20 protein-coding genes are annotated in these 20,226 nt (G+C 68.0%); 14 read left to right on the forward strand and 6 right to left on the reverse strand.

The annotated features are described in order from the left end of the window. Positions 1-30: 30 nt before the first annotated feature. The 4 genes from ACLBWH_RS13175 to gltB are packed head-to-tail and all read left to right on the forward strand — an operon-like array spanning position 31 to position 6,753. On the forward strand, positions 31-1,464 hold the full coding sequence (locus ACLBWH_RS13175) for an NAD(P)-dependent oxidoreductase (RefSeq protein ID WP_447799398.1): 1,434 nt from the start codon (positions 31-33) through the stop codon (positions 1,462-1,464). Then, positions 1,461-1,760, forward strand: coding sequence for a nucleotidyltransferase domain-containing protein (locus ACLBWH_RS13180; protein WP_447799400.1), 300 nt, complete (start codon positions 1,461-1,463; stop codon positions 1,758-1,760). Before ACLBWH_RS13175 ends, ACLBWH_RS13180 begins: the two co-directional genes overlap by 4 nt. Continuing rightward, positions 1,757-2,230, forward strand: coding sequence for a hypothetical protein (locus ACLBWH_RS13185; protein ID WP_447799401.1), 474 nt, complete (start codon positions 1,757-1,759; stop codon positions 2,228-2,230). The genes ACLBWH_RS13180 and ACLBWH_RS13185 overlap by 4 nt, the downstream gene beginning before the upstream one ends. Continuing rightward, entirely contained in the window at positions 2,227-6,753 is a 4,527-nt protein-coding gene (gene gltB / locus ACLBWH_RS13190) for a glutamate synthase large subunit (protein ID WP_447799403.1), read from the forward strand. Before ACLBWH_RS13185 ends, gltB begins: the two co-directional genes overlap by 4 nt. A 4-nt stretch (positions 6,754-6,757) precedes the next feature. Here the strand turns inward: gltB and ACLBWH_RS13195 are convergent, their stop codons facing one another. Together ACLBWH_RS13195 and ACLBWH_RS13200 are read right to left on the reverse strand one after the other, a co-directional pair. Next, on the reverse strand, positions 6,758-7,144 hold the full coding sequence (locus ACLBWH_RS13195) for a type II toxin-antitoxin system VapC family toxin (protein ID WP_447799404.1): 387 nt from the start codon (positions 7,142-7,144) through the stop codon (positions 6,758-6,760). Then, positions 7,141-7,407 carry a type II toxin-antitoxin system VapB family antitoxin gene (locus tag ACLBWH_RS13200; protein WP_447799406.1) on the reverse strand — a complete coding sequence of 89 codons (267 nt, stop codon included), beginning with the start codon at positions 7,405-7,407 and terminating at the stop codon, positions 7,141-7,143. The genes ACLBWH_RS13195 and ACLBWH_RS13200 overlap by 4 nt, the downstream gene beginning before the upstream one ends. Positions 7,408-7,504: 97 nt before the next feature. Between ACLBWH_RS13200 and ACLBWH_RS13205 the strand changes: the two genes are divergently transcribed. Both ACLBWH_RS13205 and ACLBWH_RS13210 read left to right on the forward strand, forming a co-directional pair. Continuing rightward, a complete protein-coding gene (locus ACLBWH_RS13205) occupies positions 7,505-8,179 on the forward strand; it encodes a glutathione S-transferase family protein (protein ID WP_447799407.1) in 675 nt (224 codons plus the stop codon). Next, positions 8,166-8,513 carry a tRNA-binding protein gene (locus ACLBWH_RS13210; RefSeq protein ID WP_447799409.1) on the forward strand — a complete coding sequence of 116 codons (348 nt, stop codon included), beginning with the start codon at positions 8,166-8,168 and terminating at the stop codon, positions 8,511-8,513. The genes ACLBWH_RS13205 and ACLBWH_RS13210 overlap by 14 nt, the downstream gene beginning before the upstream one ends. 25 nt (positions 8,514-8,538) lie before the next feature. Here the strand turns inward: ACLBWH_RS13210 and ACLBWH_RS13215 are convergent, their stop codons facing one another. Further along, entirely contained in the window at positions 8,539-8,967 is a 429-nt protein-coding gene (locus tag ACLBWH_RS13215; RefSeq protein ID WP_447799410.1) for a DUF1810 domain-containing protein, read from the reverse strand. A gap of 41 nt (positions 8,968-9,008) precedes the next feature. Between ACLBWH_RS13215 and ACLBWH_RS13220 the strand changes: the two genes are divergently transcribed. Together ACLBWH_RS13220 and ACLBWH_RS13225 are read left to right on the forward strand one after the other, a co-directional pair. Continuing rightward, positions 9,009-9,515 (forward strand): hypothetical protein, encoded by a 507-nt coding sequence (locus ACLBWH_RS13220; protein ID WP_447799412.1) that lies wholly within the window; start codon positions 9,009-9,011, stop codon positions 9,513-9,515. A 3-nt stretch (positions 9,516-9,518) separates the two neighbouring features. After that, on the forward strand, positions 9,519-10,139 hold the full coding sequence (locus ACLBWH_RS13225; protein ID WP_447799413.1) for a YbhB/YbcL family Raf kinase inhibitor-like protein: 621 nt from the start codon (positions 9,519-9,521) through the stop codon (positions 10,137-10,139). Between the two features lie 281 nt (positions 10,140-10,420). Here ACLBWH_RS13225 and ACLBWH_RS13230 read toward each other — a convergent pair whose 3' ends face one another. Both ACLBWH_RS13230 and ACLBWH_RS13235 read right to left on the reverse strand, forming a co-directional pair. After that, positions 10,421-11,473 (reverse strand): GGDEF domain-containing protein, encoded by a 1,053-nt coding sequence (locus ACLBWH_RS13230; RefSeq protein ID WP_322850596.1) that lies wholly within the window; start codon positions 11,471-11,473, stop codon positions 10,421-10,423. A gap of 62 nt (positions 11,474-11,535) precedes the next feature. Next, positions 11,536-12,066 (reverse strand): peroxiredoxin, encoded by a 531-nt coding sequence (locus tag ACLBWH_RS13235; RefSeq protein ID WP_322850595.1) that lies wholly within the window; start codon positions 12,064-12,066, stop codon positions 11,536-11,538. Positions 12,067-12,129: 63 nt separating this feature from the next. Here ACLBWH_RS13235 and ACLBWH_RS13240 point away from each other — a divergent pair, with 63 nt between their 5' ends. Further along, a complete protein-coding gene (locus tag ACLBWH_RS13240) occupies positions 12,130-12,945 on the forward strand; it encodes an inositol monophosphatase family protein (RefSeq protein WP_322850594.1) in 816 nt (271 codons plus the stop codon). A gap of 65 nt (positions 12,946-13,010) precedes the next feature. Here ACLBWH_RS13240 and ACLBWH_RS13245 read toward each other — a convergent pair whose 3' ends face one another. Beyond that, positions 13,011-15,152, reverse strand: coding sequence for an AsmA family protein (locus ACLBWH_RS13245; RefSeq protein WP_447799414.1), 2,142 nt, complete (start codon positions 15,150-15,152; stop codon positions 13,011-13,013). Between the two features lie 162 nt (positions 15,153-15,314). Here ACLBWH_RS13245 and rpmI point away from each other — a divergent pair, with 162 nt between their 5' ends. The 5 genes from rpmI (at position 15,315) to pheT (ending at position 20,083) form a co-directional block, all read left to right on the forward strand. Beyond that, positions 15,315-15,518, forward strand: a complete 204-nt coding sequence (rpmI, locus tag ACLBWH_RS13250; protein WP_017977259.1) for a 50S ribosomal protein L35 — start codon at positions 15,315-15,317, stop codon at positions 15,516-15,518. 12 nt (positions 15,519-15,530) lie between these two features. After that, complete coding sequence (gene rplT, locus ACLBWH_RS13255) at positions 15,531-15,896, forward strand: 50S ribosomal protein L20 (RefSeq protein WP_038665948.1); 366 nt, start codon at positions 15,531-15,533, stop codon at positions 15,894-15,896. A 225-nt stretch (positions 15,897-16,121) separates the two neighbouring features. Continuing rightward, complete coding sequence (locus ACLBWH_RS13260; protein WP_447799444.1) at positions 16,122-16,439, forward strand: GIY-YIG nuclease family protein; 318 nt, start codon at positions 16,122-16,124, stop codon at positions 16,437-16,439. Next, positions 16,436-17,599: a phenylalanine--tRNA ligase subunit alpha gene (pheS, locus tag ACLBWH_RS13265; RefSeq protein WP_447799417.1), complete on the forward strand. Its 1,164-nt coding sequence runs from the start codon at positions 16,436-16,438 to the stop codon at positions 17,597-17,599. The genes ACLBWH_RS13260 and pheS overlap by 4 nt, the downstream gene beginning before the upstream one ends. Positions 17,600-17,707: 108 nt before the next feature. Continuing rightward, positions 17,708-20,083, forward strand: a complete 2,376-nt coding sequence (pheT, locus tag ACLBWH_RS13270; protein ID WP_447799419.1) for a phenylalanine--tRNA ligase subunit beta — start codon at positions 17,708-17,710, stop codon at positions 20,081-20,083. Positions 20,084-20,226: the final 143 nt, after the last annotated feature.

The following is a 20,226-nucleotide window of genomic DNA, read 5'->3' on the forward strand; positions in this document are numbered from 1 at the left end:
TCCTTCGTAGCTGAGGCTGAAGGAGGCCCCATGCCGCACGATTCCATGCTCAAGTTCGTCGACCGCGCGCAGGCCTATCCCGCCAAGCGCGATGCGGAAACGCGCGCCGAGGACTTTGCCGAGATCGCCGCGCGCTATGCCGCGCCGACGGCGGAGGATCAGGCCGGGCGCTGCTCGCAATGCGGCGTGCCTTATTGTTCGGTGCATTGCCCGCTGCACAACCATATCCCCGACTGGTTGCGGCTGACCGCCGAGGGGCGGCTGCGCGAGGCGTACGAGCTGTCGAACAGCACCTCGACCATGCCCGAGATCTGCGGCCGCATCTGCCCGCAGGACCGGTTGTGCGAGGGTAATTGCGTCATCGAATTCACCGGCCATGGCGCGGTGACGATCGGATCGGTCGAGAAGTTCATCACCGATACCGCCTGGGAAGAGGGTTGGGTCGAGCCGCTGGTGCCCGGCCCGGCGCGCGGCCAGTCGGTGGCGGTGATCGGGGCCGGTCCGGCCGGATTGACCGCGGCGGAATATCTGCGCGGCCATGGTTATGAGGTTCACGTCTACGACCGGCACGATCGCGCCGGCGGCTTGCTGACCTATGGCATCCCCGGCTTCAAGCTCGAGAAGCCCGTCGTCATGCGCCGCGTCGACCGGCTGAAGGCGGGCGGCATCGTCTTCCACGAAGGCTTCGGCGTCGGCGAACAGGCGAGCCTCGACGATCTGCGCCGCGAGCATGATGCGGTGCTGATCGCCACCGGTGTCTACAAGGCGCGCGCACTCGATGTCGCCGGCGGCGACGACGGCCGCGTGGTGGCGGCGCTCGACTATCTGATCGCGTCGAACCGCAAGGGCTTCGGCGATGCGGTGCCGGCGTTCGACGAGGGCGGGCTCGACGCGGCGGGCAAGCACGTCGTGGTGATCGGCGGCGGCGACACCGCGATGGACTGCGTGCGCACCGCGATCCGCCAGGGCGCGGCATCGGTGAAATGCCTCTACCGTCGCGATCGCAAGAACATGCCGGGCAGCCAGCGCGAGGTGACCAACGCCGAGGAGGAGGGCGCCGAATTCGTCTGGCTCTCCGCCCCCGCGGCGTTCGACAGCGACGGCACGGTCCGGGTGCGCAAGATGCGCTTGGGCGCCCCCGATGCGAGCGGCCGGCGTGCGCCGGAAGCCGATCCGAGCGGCGATTTCACCGTGCAGGCGGATCTGGTGATCAAGGCCCTGGGCTTCGACGCCGAGGATCTGCCGACGCTGTTCGGCGCGCCCGAACTCGGCGTCAGCCGCTGGGGAACGGTGCTGGTCGACGGCAAGACGCTGATGACCAGTCTCGACGGCGTGTTCGCGGCGGGTGACATCGTCCGCGGGGCGTCGTTGGTGGTCTGGGCGATCCGCGACGGCCGCGACGTCGCGGCGACGATGCACAAATGGCTGAAGGCGAAGGCAAAGGCGGGAAGGCAAGCGGCGTGAGACTCACCGCGGACGAGGTGCAGGCGATCAAGGCGGCCGCCGCCGAAGCGTTCGGCGCGTCCGCCGTCGTGCGCCTGTTCGGCAGCCGGGTGGACGATACCAAGCGTGGCGGCGATATCGACCTGCTGATCGAGGCGCCGGCGGACCGGATCGGAATCGCCTATGAATCGTGGTTTCTCTCCAACCTGTTCCGGCGGATCGACGAGCGCAAAGTCGATGTGGTGTTGACCAAACAGGGTCAGCCGTTGCCGCCGTTCGCGGCGATGGTCGCGCAACATGCGGTGCCGCTGCCATGACGGACACCGAGGTCTTCATCGGTCGCACACTTGCCCGCTGTCGCAAGGTTGCTGCGGGTGCAGAGGAACTGATGCCGCTGCTGGCTGGCGTGATGCCGTTCGACGGTGAGGATCTCGCCGCGCTGAACCTGATGCAACGTACGGCGGCGACCGCATTCCTGAAACGGTTCGAACAGCTTCAGGATCTGATCGCCCGCGCCGTGCGTGCGATTGCCGGCTGGACGGGCGTGGATGCCGGATCGATGACGCATCGGGATATCGGCGATTGGCTGGAGAAGTATGCGCTCGTGCCTGATTCCGAATCCTGGATGGTGGCGGTGCGTCTGCGCAACCGCCTCGTCCACGAATATCCGATCGAAGAGCAAGAACAGGTGCTGCGGCTCAACGAAAGCTGGGCGGCGATGCCCCTGCTGCACACCATCACCGATAATCTCGGCGCCTATGCCGAGCAGAAGGGCCTGCCGACATGACCGACGCCCATGATCCGATGAAGAACGACCAGCGCGCCTACCTCGCCGAACACGGCATGTACCGCCCCGACAGCGAGGGCGATGCCTGCGGTGTCGGTCTCGTCGCCGCCACCGACGGGCGCGCGTCGCGGCGCGTCGTCCAGTCGGCGGTCGATGCGCTGAAAGCGGTGTGGCATCGCGGCGCGGTCGATGCCGATGGCAAGACCGGCGATGGCGCCGGCATCCATATCGACCTGCCGCACCGCTTCTTCGACGATGCGGTCGTCGCGAGCGGCCACAAGGTGCTGCCCAACCGGCTCGCGGTCGGCATGATCTTCCTGCCGCGCACCGATCTCGGCGCGCAGGAGAATTGCCGCACGATCGTCGAGAGCGCGATCATCGAGGCGGGCTATACGATCTACGGCTGGCGGCAGGTGCCGGTCGACGTGTCGGTGATCGGCCTGAAAGCGCAGACGACACGGCCCGAGATCGAGCAGATCATGATCGCCGGCCCCCTGCCCGACGAGGTCAGCGCCGCCGAGTTCGAGAAGAACCTGTATCTCGTCCGCCGCCGCATCGAGAAGCGCATCATCGCCGCGCAGATCCAGGGCTTCTACGTCTGCTCGCTGTCGTGCCGCTCGATCGTCTACAAGGGGCTGTTCCTCGCCGAGAGTCTGTCGGTCTTCTATCCCGACCTGCAGGATCAGCGCTTCGAATCGCGCGTCGCGATCTTCCATCAGCGTTATTCGACCAACACCTTCCCGCAATGGTGGTTGGCGCAGCCGTTCCGCTGCCTCGCGCACAATGGCGAGATCAACACGATCCGCGGCAACAAGAACTGGATGCTCAGCCACGAGATCCGGATGGCGAGCCTCGCGTTCGGCGACAATTCGGAAGACATCAAGCCGGTGATCCCGGCGGGTGCGTCCGACACCGCGGCGCTCGACGCGGTGTTCGAGGCGATCTGCCGCTCCGGCCGGGATGCGCCGACCGCCAAGCTGATGCTGGTGCCCGAGGCGACGGGGGCGGACACGCCGGCCAATCATGCCGCGATGTACAATTACCTCGCCTCGGTGATGGAGCCGTGGGACGGCCCCGCCGCGCTGGCGATGACCGACGGGCGCTGGGCGGTGGCGGGCGTCGACCGCAATGCGCTGCGGCCGCTGCGTTATACGCGGACCTCCGATGGCCTGCTGGTCGTCGGGTCGGAGACCGGCATGGTCGTCCTTCCCGAATCGACCGTCGTCGCCAAGGGCCGGCTCGGGCCGGGGCAGATGATCGCGGTCGATCTCGACGAGGGCCGCGTGCTCGACGATCTCGAGGTCAAGGACCGGATCAGCGGCGAGCATGACTATGCCGCGATGATCGGCGAATTCCATACGCTCGACGATCTGCCCGAGGTCGCCGAGGCGGTGGTCCGCTACGATCGCGGCAGCCTCGCGCGCCGTCAGGTCGCCGCCGGCCAGACGCTCGAGGATATGGAGCTGATCCTGTCGCCGATGGTCGAGACTGCCAAGGAGGCGATCGGCTCGATGGGCGACGACACGCCGCTCGCCGTCATCAGCGACAAGCCGCGGCTCATCAGCCAGTTCTTCCGCCAGAATTTCAGCCAGGTCACCAACCCGCCGATCGATCCGCTGCGCGAGCGCTACGTCATGTCGCTGCGCACCCGCTTCGGCAATCTCGCCAACATCCTCGACACCGAGGATCAGCGCGATCGCGTGCTGGTGCTCGATTCGCCGGTGCTCACCGGCCAGCATTGGGCGCGGCTCAAGGCGCATTTCGCCCGCACCGCGACCGAGATCGACTGCACCTTCGACGCCGAGGGCGGTCCGGAAAAATTGCGCGCGGCGATCCAGCGTATCCGCAACGAGGCGGAACAGGCGGTGCGGCAGGGCAAGAGCGAGCTGTTCCTGACCGACGAGCATGTTTCCGAAGACCGGATCGCGATCGCCGGTGTGCTCGCCGCGGCGGCGGTGCACACGCACCTCGTCCGCCGGGGGCTGCGTTCCTATGCGTCGATCAACGTCCGCTCGGCGGAATGTCTCGACACGCATTATTATGCGGTGCTGATCGGGGTCGGCGCGACGACGGTGAACGCCTATCTGGCCGAGGCGGCGATCGTCGACCGGCAGGCGCGCGGCCTGTTCGGCGATCTCAGCCTGGACGAATGCCTCAAGCGGCATCGCCATGCGATCGAGGAAGGTCTGCTCAAGATCATGAGCAAGATGGGGATCGCGGTGATCTCCTCCTATCGCGGCGGCTATAATTTCGAGGCGGTCGGGTTGAGCCGCAGCCTCGTCAACGACCTGTTCCCCGGCATGCCCGCTAAGATCTCGGGCGAAGGCTATAATTCGCTGCACCACAGCGCGCTGGTGCGGCACGAACTGGCGTGGGACGAGGGCGTGGCGAAGCTGCCGATCGGCGGCTTCTATCGCCAGCGCCACACCGGCGAGACGCACGCTTATTCGGCGCAGCTCATGCACCTCTTGCAGACGGCGGTGTCGACCGACAGCTATACCAGCTATCTGCAATTCAGCCGCGGCGTCGCCGATCTGCCGCCGGTCTATCTGCGCGACCTGCTCCAGTTCAACTTCCCGAGCGAAGGCGTGCCGGTCGATCAGGTCGAGGCGATCACCGAGATCCGCAAGCGCTTCGTCACCCCGGGCATGTCGCTCGGCGCGCTCAGCCCCGAGGCGCACGAGACGCTGGCGATCGCGATGAACCGCATCGGCGCCAAGGCAGTGTCCGGCGAGGGCGGCGAGGATACCAAGCGCTTCAAGCCCTATGAGAACGGCGACAACGCCAATTCGACGATCAAGCAGATCGCCAGCGGCCGGTTCGGCGTCACCGCCGAATATCTGGGCGCCTGCGAGGAGATCGAGATCAAGGTCGCGCAGGGCGCCAAGCCCGGCGAGGGCGGTCAGTTGCCCGGTTTCAAGGTCACCGAATTCATCGCCAAGCTGCGCCATGCGACGCCGGGCGTGACGCTGATCAGCCCGCCGCCGCATCACGACATCTATTCGATCGAGGATCTCGCGCAGCTCATCTACGATCTCAAGCAGATCAACCCGCGCGCGCGCGTCTGCGTCAAGCTGGTCAGCTCGTCGGGGATCGGCACCGTCGCCGCCGGCGTCGCCAAGGCGCATGCAGACGTCATCCTGATCGCCGGCCATGTCGGCGGCACCGGCGCCAGCCCGCAGACCAGCGTCAAATATGCCGGCACGCCGTGGGAGATGGGCCTCAGCGAGGTCAATCAGGTGCTCACCCTCAACGGCCTGCGCGGCCGGGTGCGGCTGCGCACCGACGGCGGGCTCAAGACCGGGCGCGACATCGTCATCGCCGCCATCCTCGGCGCCGAGGAATATGGCATCGGCACGTTGAGCCTCGTCGCCATGGGCTGCATCATGGTGCGCCAGTGCCATAGCAACACCTGCCCCGTCGGCGTCTGCACGCAGGACCAGGCATTGCGCGACAAGTTCGTCGGCACGCCCGAGAAGGTCATCAACCTGATGACCTTCATCGCCGAGGAGGTGCGCGACATCCTCGCGCGGCTGGGCGTCAGGAGCCTCGACGAGGTGATCGGCCGCACCGAATTCCTCCGTCAGGTCAGCCGCGGCGCCGAGCATCTCGACGACCTCGACCTCAACCCGATCCTCGCCAAGGTCGATGCGACCGACGCCGAGCGCCGCTTCTCCCTGTCGACCTTCCGCAACGAGGTGCCCGACAGTCTCGATGCGCAGATCATCAAGGATGCCGCGGCGGTGTTCAGCCGCGGCGAGAAGATGCAGCTCACCTATTCGGTGCGCAACACGCATCGCGCGGTCGGCACGCGGCTGTCGAGCGAGGTCACCCGCCGCTTCGGGATGAGCAAGCTCGCCGACGGCCACGTCACCGTCCGGCTGCGCGGGAGCGCCGGGCAGAGCCTCGGCGCGTTCCTGTGCAAGGGCATCACGCTGGAGGTGTTCGGCGACGCCAACGATTATGTCGGCAAAGGTCTGTCGGGCGGCATCATCGTGCTGCGCCCCGCGGTGTCCTCACCGTTGGCGAGCCAGGACAATACGATCCTCGGCAACACCGTGCTCTACGGCGCGACCTCGGGGACGTTGCTCGCCGCGGGGCAGGCGGGCGAGCGGTTCGCGGTGCGCAATTCGGGCGCGACCGTGGTGGTCGAGGGCTGCGGTGCCAATGGCTGCGAATATATGACCGGCGGCGTCGCGGTGTTGCTCGGCCGCGTCGGCCAGAATTTCGGCGCTGGGATGACCGGGGGCATGGCCTTCGTCTACGATCCCGACGGCGAGTTCGCCCAGCGTGCCAACCCGGAGAATATCGTCTGGCAGCGACTCGCCTCGGCGCATTGGGAGGGCGTGCTGCACGACCTCATCGCGCGCCACGCGCAGGCCACCGACAGCAAATGGTCGAAGGGCCTGCTCGCCGACTGGGAGCGGATTGCCGGCGACTTCTGGCAGGTGGTGCCGAAGGAGATGCTGTCGCGGCAGACCTATCCGCTGGACGATTCGGTGGAACTGGTCGCGGCGGAGTGACGGATCAGAGCGCGGAGCGGATATCGGTCCGCGCGAAATCCTCGCCTTTGTAAAGCAATGGCGCGTCGATCGCCTTGGCGACCGCATAGACGATACAATCGCCGAAGTTCAGCCGGGCCGGGCGTCCCCCGAAGCGCGCGTATGCCTCGCGCGCGAGCGTCAGATGGTGCTCGGTCCAGTCGACGATACGGATGACGCCGCGACCTAACAGTGCCGCTGTGAGGCGATCGTCATTGGGTCCAAACCGCCGGCTGAGGACGAGATGGACCTCAAGCGCGGTGGGTGCCGGCATGATCGCCTCGTCAGCCCCTGCAATGGCTTGGAGGAAGCGATTGGCATCCGGCTCGTCCAACGCGATGGCGACCAGCGCCGACGCGTCGACGACGATCATTTCGGCAGGCCGTCGGCGTCGTAGAGCATCTCGTCCGGGGATCGCTCGTCGAGCACCGGCAGCGTACGGATATGCGCCTGCAGTTTGCGGATGTCTTCCAGCCATGCGAGCCGCTCCGGCGACAGACGCGCGCGCAGGTCGAGCTCCTTCGATAATTCACCGAGCATCACCTGTCCGACGGTATCGACCGGCGATTGTCCTCGCAGCTCCGATAGCCGGTGGATCGCATGTTCGACATCGGGCCGATCGATCTGGATATCCATATGGGCACCTCTACGGCGGTGAGCCGGTAAATAGATTAGGGCGGGCCGGTCTGCAACGGCTTCACCTCGCCCCCGCCGATGCCCTACAGGTGGCCGCATGTGGCAGCTTTACCAATTCCCGCTTTGTCCGTTCAGCCGCAAGGTGCGCCTGCTGCTCGGCGAGAAGGGCATCGGCTATGAGCTGGTGCGCGAATCGCCGTGGGACCGGCGCGACGAGTTCATGGACATGAACCCCGCCGGCGAGACGCCGGTGCTGGTCGATGCGTCGCGTCCCGGTGCGCCGCTGATCGATTCGATGGCGATCTGCGAATATTTCGAGGAGACGGTCGACAAGGCGGCGACGATCAACGGCACCGCCGCCAATCGCGCCGAGATCCGCCGGCTGGTGAGCTGGTTCGACACGCATTTCTATCGCGACGTCACCGGGCCGCTGCTGCACGAGCGCGTCGTCAAGCGGCTCGCCCACCGCGCCGCGCCCGATGCCAAGGGGCTGCGCGAGGCGATGAAGGCGGCGGTCAGCCACCTCGATTATACCGATTACCTGCTCGATCATCGCAACTGGTTGGGCGGCGCGACGCTGAGCCTCGCCGATCTCGCCGCGGCGGCGCAGATTTCGGTCGCCGATTATCTCGGCGGCATCGACTGGAAGGGGCACGACCAGACCGCGCGCTGGTATCGCGGCTTCAAGAGCCGGCCGAGCTTCCGGCCGTTGCTCTCGGAGCGGATGGAGATGATCGGGCCACCGGCGCATTACGACAATGTCGACTTCTGAACCGATCGCCTTCGCCGATTTCGAGCGCGTCGACATCCGCGTCGGCACGATCGTCGCCGCCGAACCCTTTCCGGAGGCGCGCAAGCCGGCGATCAAGTTGCGCATTGATTTCGGTGATGCGATCGGGGTGAAGAAATCCTCGGCGCAGATCACCGATCATTATACGCCCGAGGCGCTGGTCGGGCGGCAGGTGGCGGCGGTGGTCAATTTCCCGCCGCGCCAGATCGGCCCGTTCATGTCCGAAGTGCTGACGCTCGGCTTTCCCGATGCGGACGGCAAGGTGGTGTTGATCGGCCCGAGCCTCGCGGTGCCGAACGGCGGCAGATTGTTCTGATCGCGCATGCGGCAAACCGCACGCATCACGAACCGCCGTTCCGCTCCAGCAAGTCCAGCGTCGCCGCATCGCGCTCGCCGTCGTAGAAGCGCGTCAGCGCCGCCTCGAACGGCGCAGGATCGTCCGCCACCGCCGCGAACAGCGTCAGCGACGAGCGCAGCTTGAGCGCGTCGATCTCGCCGAAGATCGCGACCGCGGTGCCGGGTGCGGCGGTCGCCGTCCGCGTCGCCTCGATCAGCCGCGGGCCGAGCAGCGGATGCGCGAGATAGGCACGCGCCTCCGCCGCGTCGCTTATCGCGTAGAAGCGCGCGGTTTCGCTGCGCCCCAGACCGGCGATCTGCGGGAAGATGAACCACATCCAGTGGCTGGTCTTGCGACCGCGGCGTAGCTCGGCGAGCGCCTGATCGTGGACGAGCGCCTGGGCGGAGAGGAAACGGTCGAGATCTTGCGTCATGTCGCAGGCAACCGCCGGGGCGCTTGCCGCGTTCCACGACAATGCGCGCTCTCTGCCTTGCTCCGCTCTTGCTGCTCGCCGCCTGCGGCAGCGGCCAAAAGTCCGATGGTGCGGACAATCAAGCGGCGCGCTTCGTGCCGCCGCCGACGCTGCCGCCCAAGCCGCTGCCGGGGCAGGAGCACAGCAAACCGATCACGGCTTATGTCGGCAAATACCCGGGCGACGCGGTCGCCGGGGTCGGCTTCTACGACCGGACCGAGGTGTCGCGCGCGCTGATCGATGCGGTCGGCGACGACGCGTTGCGCCATCGCTTCACCGCGCACGATGCGGTCAGCGTGCCGATCTTCCAGACCAAGGACGGCCGCATCGCCGCGCACGGCTGCGAAGCGCATAATTGCGACGGCAAGGACTGGACCTTCCTCGTCGCCCCCGACGGAACTCGCGGCGAGGCCTGTTACCACGACGGCGAGACGATGGGGGCGACCAGCCGCTGGTATGCCGCCGGCAGCCCGCCGAAATCCCGCCCCGGCGATTGTCCGCAGGAGTAAGCGATGCTCGAACATGTTCCCGCCTGGCTCGGCCAGGCCCTGAGCGGCGTGCGCGCCGGTGCCGACAAGCTGGCGATCTCCCGGCCCGAACTGGGTTCGACCTTCCCGGCGATCGATCTCAGCAGCCCGGCGTTCGCCGACGGCGCGCGCTTGCCCGACCGGTTCACCGCGGATGGCGAGGGCGTGTCGCCGCCGCTCACCTGGGGCGCCGCGCCGGAGGGCACCGCGCTGTTCGCGTTGCTGGTCGAGGATGCCGACGCGCCCGCGCCGCAACCTTTGGTGCATGCGGTGGTATGGGGGATCGCCGCCGATGCCGGCCGGCTCGAAGAGGGGGCGATCGTCGGCGATGGTGCCGGCTCGCCCGATCGCGACGTCGGGCGCAACAGCTATCTGCGCGAGGGCTGGCTGCCGCCCGATCCGCCGACCGGTCACGGCACGCATCGCTACGTCTTCCAGTTGTTCGCGCTCGGGCCGGATGTCGGCGCGCCGGGCGAAACGCCGGGGCGTACGGCGATCGTCGAGGCGATGGCGGGGCATGTGCTCGCCGCCGGGATATTGACCGCGACCTATGGCCGCGGCGAGGCGGCGGCGGTCGGCCCGGTCGGGGCCGCCGCGCCCGCCTGAGCCATCATGCGATCGGCGTGACCGGCACCGCGGCGCTGATCGCGACGGCGGCGAAGGCGAGGGCGGCGACGACCGAGAAAGCGGTGCGCTGGGCGAGTTCGAGGCGGAGAAACATGGCGTTGGTCCCTTTTGCTGATCGGGGCGACATGTTCGCCACCGATGTCAGGGACTTTGCAGGCACCGTGCCAGAACCTAAAAATGGCTGAATTCTGCGGAAAACCAATGTGTCTCTCGACAAAGTTGGGAATCCCCGCCAGCCCGTGCCGCAAATCACGCCAAGATCAGGCGGCGCATACCCGGTCGCGGCCTTCGGCCTTGGCGGTGTAGAGCAAGCGGTCGGCGCGATCGAAGGCATCGGTGAGCGTTTCGCCGGTGTGGACCGCGGTCACGCCGATCGACACCGTCACCTGCCCCAGCGGCCGGTCGCTCTCGCGCAGGCGGAAACGCTTGATCGAGATCGCATCGCGCACCTCGTCGAGCTGCGCCGCCGCATCGGCCAGCGCGACGCCGTGCAGCAGCACCGCGAATTCCTCGCCGCCATGCCGTACGACGAGATGATCGCCGCAGGCATCGGCGAGCGTGCGCGCCACCGCGCTGAGCACGCGGTCGCCGATCGGATGGCCGTGGACATCGTTGATCCGCTTGAACCGGTCGATGTCGCATACCGCCAGGCAGAAGGGGCCGTCGCTTTCGCGCCGCACCGCGAACGCCTCGTCGAAGGCGCGGCGGTTGGGCAGGCCGGTGAGCGGGTCGCGCCGCGCGGTGTCGTTCGCCTCGGCCAGCTTGGCGCGCAACGCCTCGGCCTCGTCGGTCGCCTTGGCCAGCCGCGTCTCCGCCTCGCGAATGCGGGTGAGCATCGCGCCGGTGATCCGCGCGATCTCGTCGAGCCCCGCCGCGGAGGGGACGGCGGGCGTATGGTGGCGCATCGCTTCCGCGCTCTGCGCCAGGTCGCGACCGAAGCCGCGCGTCTCGTCCTGCATCTCGCGCATCATCGTCGCGAAGCCGTCGACCTGCGCCTGCGTCTTCGCCACCAGATTGGCGGCATCGTCGTCGCGGGCGTCGGGTTCGCCATGGCGCCGCTCGGGCGATTCGGCGACTCCGCCACCGGCGCTCACCGTCCCGCCGAGCGCCTCGATGTCGGAGCGGCTGAGCCGGATGCCGCCGTCGGTCAGCCGGCGCACCGCTTCGGCGATGGCGCCATGCGGATCGGCGATGACGTCATAGGCGAAGCTGTAATGCGCCGGCTCCGGCGACAGGCCGTGATCCGCCAGGAAGTCGCCGATCTGTCCGAACAGATCGACTTTTCCATCCTTCCTCGCTGCAATCCCGCGCATGCCCCACCCTTCGTTCCCAAGCACTTATAAGCACTATTGATTAGCGGAGGGTTTCGAAAGGATCAGGAATGGCGCAGCTTGCGCACCGCGGCGAGGGTCAGCGCGACATGCTGGGCGGGGTTCATGTCGTCGTGGACGAAGGCGACGCGGCCGTCGGACGCGATGACGTAGCTGGTCCGCTTGGTCAGCGCGCGCCCGCCGCCGTTGAGCGCGACGTCATAGCCCTTGATGACGTTCGGGCCGGCGCTGGCGACCGCGAACTTGCCCGCGCATTTTTCCGCCGAGAAGCGCTGCAGCGTCGGCACGTCGTCGGCCGACATGCCGATCACCGTCGCGCCCGCCTTCTGGAAGTCGGGGATCGCCTCGGCGAAGGCATGCGCCTCGGCATTGCAGCCGCCGGTGAACGCCGCCGGGAAGAAATACAGCACCACCGGCCCCTTCTTGAGCTGCTGTGCGAGATCGACCCCGACCACCTGCCCGGCGACCGCGCCGCGGGTGGAGAAGGTCGGCGCCTTGGCACCGACCGGCAGGCCGGCGAGCGCGGGGGTGGCGATCAGGGCGACGGCGGCAATGGCGGCGGGAAACAGGCGCATGGGATATCCTCTCGACTTTCGTGCACCCTAGCGCGGCGCGGGGCGGCGCGATAGGGCTGGACCATGCCGATCACCGCCGCCGACATCCAGCTCGCCAGCCGCCTCGCCGACGCCGCCGGCGCCGCGATCCGCCCCTATTTCCGGGCCGAACACGGCGTCGAATTCAAGGACGATCACTCCCCCGTCACCCGCGCCGATCGCGAGGCGGAGGCGGCGATGCGCAAATTGCTCGATGCCGAGGCGCCCGGCGACGGCGTGATCGGCGAGGAATATGGCGAGAAGCCCGGCGTCACCGGTCGGCAATGGGTGCTCGACCCGATCGACGGCACGCGCAGCTTCACCGTGGGGCGCGCGATCTTCGGCACGCTGATCGCCTTGGTCGAGGATGGCTGGCCGGTGCTCGGCATCATCGACCAGCCGGTGCAGCGCGAGCGCTGGCTCGGCGTCGCCGGCCGGCCGACGACGTTCAACGGCCAGCCGACGCGCACCCGGCTGTGTCCGCAACTGGAGGGCGCGGTGCTGGCGACGACCAGCCCGCACCTGTTCGCCGAGGGCGACGTGCCGCATTACATGGCGCTCGTCGCCGCCGCCTCGGGCGGGCACACGCGGCAGGGGCCGGTCTATGGCGGCGACTGCTATAATTACGGCCTGCTGGCGAGCGGGCAGCTCGACATCGTCGTCGAATCGGGGCTGCAATTGTACGATTTCGCCGCTTTGGTGCCGGTGGTCGAGGGTGCCGGCGGCCGCATGTGCGACTGGAACGGCGACCCGCTGACCTCGGCGAGCGCCGGCCACGTGCTGGCGATCGGCGACCCGGCGCGCACCGACGACGTGCTGGAAGCGATCCGCGCGACCGCGGGGGACGACCACGGGCATTGAGGGGGTCTGACACCCTCCCACGTTCGCCGGGATGACGAAGGGGGAGGGGGCGCCACCTCCCGCCCTCAGAAAATCCCCAGGAACTTCTTCCGCTGGCTCTTCTTCTCGCCGCTCGTCTTCTTGCCGTCCTCGTCCTTCGCGGTCGTGCCGTGGCCGACGTCGTCGCGCGGCTGGCCCTTGGTGGTCCGCTGCGCCGCCGCCGTCGCGCCGGACAATACCGGTCCGCACGCCGCCGACTTGGCGTCGCCGACGTCGACGAACGCCAGCACCCCCGCCAGCGGCGTCGCGACCAGCGCGAGCCCTAATCCCGCGCCTGCGCGCCCCAGCAATTGGTCGCTGATAACATTGAGCTTCGGCGCCGCGAAATAGCCGCCGACCCCGACCGGCGACTGGCCCGAGAACAGGCTGAACTTCTTGCCGTCGGCCCGGAAGGCGAGGTCGACCGCCTCGGTCTTGAAGCTGAACCCGCCGCGCCCGACGATGACGTTCTTGGTGGTGTCGATCAGGATCGGGTCCGCCGCCGCGACGCCGCCGCGCACGGTGAAGCCGATCAGCCCGCAATTCACCTCGACCGGCTTCTTGAGCTTGTCCTCGAACATCTTCTGCACGAACGTGCCGAGGTCGAGCTCGGCGAGTTGGACGTTGCGCGTCCACAATTGCCCGTGAGGCATGACGAAGGCGATGCGGCCATGCGCCGTGCTGAGCGATTCGTGGATCGAATCGCCGCGCCCCTCCAGCCGGATGCGGCCCTTGATCGTCCCCGTCGTTCCCGCCTCGGCGACGCCATAGCCGGCGAGCAGCCGCCCCATCGGCGTCGGCGACAGGCGGATGTCGTAGGTGTCGAGCGCCGGCCGCTGCCGCGTGTCGAACACCACGTCCGAGGCGACGTTGCCGCGCGCCATCGCCATCGTCAGCGGCGACAGTGCCAGCCGGCCGCGCTCGAGGTCGAGCGTCATGTCGATGTCGCTGATCGGCAGGTTGCGCGAGCGCACCCGCCCGATTTTCCACTTCAAATCGGCGTCGAAGCGCTGCATCGTCTCGATCGGCAGCTTCGCCTCGGGCAGGATGCGCTGCGGCGCCGCGCCGGTCGCGGCGGCGGCGGCGAGCGCGCCCTTGGTCGCGACGATATCGGGATTGTAGCCGATGAACGGCGCGGCATCGATGATGTCGAGCGTCTTGGTGGTGAGCTGCGAATCGAGATGCAGCCGTTCGCCGTTGGTGATCTTCAGCGTGCCCGCGACATCGCTCGCGCCGACGATGCCGCTCATCCGGGTGAAATTATAGACCTGCCCCTGCTGCACCAATTGCGCCTTCAGCCGGTAGGTGCGGGTGGTAGGGATGACGACGCCGATGATGCCGAGCAGCTCGGACAGATTGCGCCCGCGTGCGCGCGTCTGCAACGGCACGCCCTCGATCGCCGCGATCGACGGCAACGTGCCGGACACGTCGAGGACGTTATGCGCCGCCCAGGCGCGCATCACCAATTCGTTCTTGCCGCGGTTGACCGTCGCGTCGGGCGCGAGCAGCCGCGCGGCGACGCGGAACGGCGTGCCGCGGATCGTGCCGTCACCGGCGACACCGACCGCCTTGCCGATTCGCGCGTCGGTCGAGCGGATGTCGTCGACCTTGAGGTCGGCGAGCAATTGCATGCGCGGATCGCGATAGCGCACGCTCGTGCCGCGCACCGCCGCGGTGTCGATCCGCGGGAAGTCGAGCGGCTTGCCGCCCTTCTTGTCGCTGAACGTCCAGGTGTTGGCGGTATGCGCCGCGTTCCACTCCAGATCGACCGCGCCGTCGGTGAGATCGAGCCAGTAGAGCCGCCGCTTGCCCCACAGCAGCGACAGCGGCGCGATCCGCGTGTCGATCCGCGCCGCCTGGAACAGATAGGGGCGCGTCGCCCAGTCCGGGTTGGCGATCGTCATCTTCTCGGCGACGAACTTGATGCGGAACGGCGCGAAATAGAGCTGGAAGTCGCCCGCCACCGTCACCGGCCGGTGCGTCTGGCCGCCGACGAACCGCTCGAACGCATGGCGCAGGAACCGCCCCTTGGTGATATAGAGCACCAGCCAGATCGCGACGATCAGGCCGATCACGACCAGCGCCGCGTTGCGCAGGATTCGTCCGATTCGCCGGCGCTGCTGCCGGCGCACGGCGGGGGTGGGCGGCGGCGCGGCAGCCGGTTCCGGGGCGGGGGGCGGCGTATCCATCGCCGGCTGAATCGCGCCAGCGCTCGTTCCGGTTCCGCATCGGTTGCGTTTCCTCGCCGGGTCCGCTAGGTGGCCCGCTTCCCGAGCGAGGCGCTACAGGACTGCCCGGCCATCAAGGGCTGCCGCGGCGGTTCATGCCATGCTCACAGCGAAAGGACCAAAATGCCCAAGCTCAAGACCAAAAGTGGCGTCAAGAAGCGCTTCAAGCTGACCGCCAGCGGCCTGCTGAAGCACGGCGTCGCCGGCAAGCGCCACCGCCTGATCAGCCACAACAGCAAGTACATTCGCCAGAACCGCGGCACCAAGGTGCTGTCGAAGGCCGACACCGCGACGGTGAAGGCCTGGGCGCCGTACGGCCTCAAGTAAGGACATCAGGACATGGCACGCGTCAAACGTGGTGTAACCACCCGCGCCAAGCACAAGAGGATTCTTGAGCAGGCCAAGGGCTATTACGGCCGCCGCAAGAACACCATCCGTATCGCCCGTCAGGCCGTCGAAAAGGCCGGGCAGTACGCCTATCGCGACCGCAAGGTCAAAAAGCGGACCTTCCGCGGCCTGTGGATCCAGCGCATCAACGCCGGCGTCCGCGCCGAGGGTCTGACCTATTCGCAGTTCATGCACGGCCTCAAGCTCGCCGGCGTCCAGCTCGACCGCAAGGTCCTGGCTGACATCGCGATGCACGAGAGCGCCGCATTCAGCGCGATCATCGCCCAGGCGAAGGCCGCTTTGCCCCAGGCCGCGTAAGCGGTCGGGACTGCAGACGGATCGGGGCGCCGGTGGGACACCACCGGCGCCCTTTTTCGTGTTCGGGCCATTTGCTCTCCCAACTGTCATCCCCGCGTAGGCGGGGATCCATAAACGCTGACGTCCATGCTGGAGGCGCAACACCTGCGCGTCTGGATCCCCGCCTTCGCGGGGATGACGATGAAGCGGGGGGCCGGCACTTCCCCCAAGCGAAAGGCATATGCGATGGAATGGCAGCCTTGCGTCTACATCCTCGCCAGTCGCCGCCATGGCACGCTCTACGTCGGCGTCACCTCGAACCTCATCGGACGGCTGATCCAGCATCGTGAAGGATTGATCCCGGGGTTCACCTCCCGCTACGGCGTGCATCGTCTGGTCTGGTACGATGTGGCGGACACGATGGAAGCTGCTATCCATCGCGAGAAGCAGCTCAAGCGATGGAACCGCGACTGGAAGCTGCGGCTCATCGAAGAGCATAATCCCGATTGGGATGATCTGGCGCTCGGCCTCGGCCTGCCGCCTGTGAAAGAGAGCGATACGTGACCGAAGACCTCGATACCCTGCGCGACCATCTGCTGACCGCGATTCCTGCCGCGGCGAGCGCCGACGCGCTCGAAGCGCTGCGCGTCGAGGCGCTCGGCAAGCAGGGCAGCGTCTCGCAACTGCTGAAGACGCTTGGCAAGATGAGCCCCGAGCAGCGCCAGTCGGAGGGGCCGCGGATCAACGGCTTGCGCGAAGCCGTCGCCGAGGCGATCGCCACCCGCAAGGCCGCGCTCGACCGCGCCGCGCTCGACGCGCGGCTCGCCGGCGAGACGCTCGATATGACGCTGCCCGCCGAGGCGCCGCTCGCCGGTACCGTCCATCCGGTCAGCCAGGTGATGGACGAACTCGCCGAGATCTTCGCCGACCTCGGCTTCGCGGTCGCCACCGGGCCGGAGATCGAGGACGACTGGCACAATTTCACCGCGCTCAACATTCCCGAGACGCATCCGGCGCGCGCGATGCACGACACTTTTTATTGCGAGGAACCGAGCACGGCCGGCGGCGGGCAAAGCCCGCCGTCCGACGACGGCGGCCTTGCCGCCGGCGCGGGCCGCGCTGCGCGGATGCTGCTGCGCACGCATACCTCGCCGGTGCAGATCCGCACGATGCTGCAACAGCAGCCGCCGATCCGCATCATCGCGCCCGGCCGCACCTATCGGTCGGACAGCGACGCGACGCACACGCCGATGTTCCACCAGGTCGAGGGGCTGGTGATCGACAAGGGGATCACGCTCGGCCATCTCAAATGGACGCTGGAGACCTTCCTCAAGGCGTTCTTCGAGCGCGACGATATCGTCCTGCGCCTGCGCCCCAGCTATTTCCCCTTCACCGAACCCTCGGCGGAGGTCGACGTCGGCTATACGATCGAGAAGGGCAAGCGCGTCATCGGTGGCCATCCCGGCAGCAAGGGGGGCGGCGGCTGGATGGAGGTACTCGGCTCCGGCATGGTTCACCCGAAGGTGATCGCCGCCTGCGGGCTCGATCCCGAGGAGTGGCAGGGCTTCGCCTTCGGCTGCGGCATCGACCGGCTGGCGATGCTCAAATACGGCATGGACGACCTGCGGCCGTTCTTCGACGGCGATATCCGCTGGCTGAAACATTACGGCTTTTCGGCGCTCGACGTCCCGACGTTGTCGGGCGGGGTCGGCGCGGGCGCGTGACCCCGCCTCCGATCGGATGCGCATGATGGCGGATGCAGGCGGACGTCACAAACCGCTTGCATCCATGGGTCCCGGCGGTCGCCGGGATGACGAAGGTTTGGAATAGACATGAAATTCACTTTGTCCTGGCTCCGCGAGCATCTCGACACCGACGCCGGCCTCGACACGATCGTCGATACGCTGACCCGCATCGGGCTGGAGGTGGAAGGCGTCCACAATCCCGGCGACGCGTTGAAGGCGTTCCGCGTGGCGAAGGTGCTCAGCGCCGAACGCCATCCGCAGGCGGACAAATTGCAGGTTCTCTCGGTCGACGCCGGAGACGGTCCGTTGCAGGTCGTCTGCGGTGCGCCCAATGCGCGCGCCGGGCTGGTCGGCGTGTTCGGCGCGCCGGGCGCCTATGTTCCCGGGCTCGACGTGACGCTCAAGGTCGCGGCGATCCGCGGCGTCGAATCGAACGGCATGATGTGCTCGACGCGCGAGCTCGAACTCGGCGAGGATCATGACGGGATCATCGAGCTGCCCGCCGATGCGCCGGTCGGCACGCCCTTCCCGGACTATGCCGGGCTCAACGACGCGGTGATCGACATCAGCGTCACGCCCAATCGGCAGGATTGCATGGGCGTGCGCGGCATCGCCCGCGATCTCGCCGCGGCGGGGCTGGGGACGCTCAAGCCGCTCGCCATCGAAGCGGTGGCGGGCGAGGGCGAGGCGCCCGACGTCCGCACCGACGATCGGGACGGCTGCCCCGCCTTCTATGCGCAAAACGTCAGCGGTGTGACCAACGGCGAATCGCCCGACTGGCTGCGCCGTCGCCTCACCGCGATCGGGCAGAAGCCGATCAGCGCCTTGGTCGACATCACCAATTACGTGTCGATCGACCTCGGCCGCCCGCTCCACGTCTACGACCGCGCCAAGCTCTCCGGCGGACTGGTGGCACGCAAGGCGCAGGACGGCGAACAGGTCGTCGCGCTCAACGGCAAGACCTATACGCTCGACGCGACGATGACCGTCATCGCCGACGAACGCGAGGTTCACGATATCGCCGGCATCATGGGCGGCGAGCATTCGGGCGTCACCGCCGCGACGACCGACGTGTTGATCGAATGCGCCTATTTCGATCCCGACCATATCGCGCGCACCGGCCAGAAACTGCTGCTGACCAGCGACGCGCGCCAGCGCTTCGAACGCGGCGTCGATCCGGCGTTCCTCGACGACGGCCTCGCCATCGCGACGCGGCTGGTGCTCGACCTGTGCGGCGGCACGCCCTCGCCCGTCACCCGCGCCGGCGAACCGCCGCTGGCCCCGCGCGTCTATGCCTATGATCCCGCCAAGGCGGAGACATTGGGCGGCCTCGCCGTGCCCGCCGACCGCCAGCGCGCGATCCTCGAATCGCTCGGCTTCGGCGTCGCGGACGACTGGCAGGTCACCGTCCCGACCTGGCGCCGCGACGTCGACGGCGCTGCCGACCTCGTCGAGGAGGTGATCCGCATCGAGGGGATCGACAAGGTCGCGCCGGTGCCGCTGCCGCGCGTCCCCGGCGTCGCCAAGCCGACCGCCACGCCCGAGCAGAAGCTCGAACGCCGCGTCCGTCGCGCCGCCGCCGCGCGCGGCCTCGACGAGGCGGTGACGTGGAGCTTCCTGTCGGAGGCGCAGGCCGCGCCGTTCGGCGGCGGCGCGTGGACGCTCGCCAATCCGATCAGCGAAGACCTCAAAGTGATGCGGCCGTCGCTACTCCCCGGCCTGCTCTCGGCGACCGCGCGCAACCTCAAACGCGGCATCACCGCGGTCCGCCTGTTCGAGATCGGCCGTCGCTATCTCGCCGAGGCGGAACATGCGACGCTCGGCTTCGTCCTCGCCGGCAACCGCCGCGAGCGCGGCTGGCGCGAGGGCAAGGCGGCGGGCTTCGACGCTTATGACGCCAAAGCGGAGGCGCTGGCGCTGCTCGCCGCGGCGGGGGCGCCGGTCGACAATCTCCAGGTGATGGGCGAGGCGGGGGACGCTTGGCATCCGGGGCAGAGCGGCACGCTGCGGCTCGGGCCGAAGACGGTGCTGGCGCGCTTCGGCATGCTCCATCCCAGCCTGCTCAAGGCGTTCGACCTCGACGGTGCGGTGGCGGCGGTCGAATTGTATCTCGACGCACTGCCGGCGAAGCGCGAGTCGAAAACCGGGGGAGGCTTCATGCGTCCCGCGTTCGCGCCGCCGGCGTTGCAATCGGTCCGCCGCGACTTCGCCTTCCTCGTCCCCGCCGACGTCAGCGCCGACGCGCTCGTCCGCGCGGTGCGCAGTGCCGACAAGGCGGCGATCGTCGCGGCGCGCGTATTCGACGTGTTCACCGGCGCGGGCGTGGACGAGGGCAGGAAGTCGGTCGCGGTCGAAGTGACGCTGCAACCGAGCGACAAGAGCTTCACCGACGAGATGCTGAAGGCGGTGGCCGACAAGGTCGTCGCGGCAGCGGCGAAACAGGGCGCGGTGCTGCGGGGATAACAGGCGAAATCCTCCCTCGCTTTAGCGGGGGAGGGGGACCGTTCGCGAAGCGAATGGTGGAGGGGTCGTCGCCGCATACGGTCAGGTTCGCCGTATCCTCCCCCTCCGTCAGGCCTTCGCCCTGCCACAGTGCCGGGTCGGTC

This window comes from Sphingomonas sp. M6A6_1c (assembly GCF_053345135.1).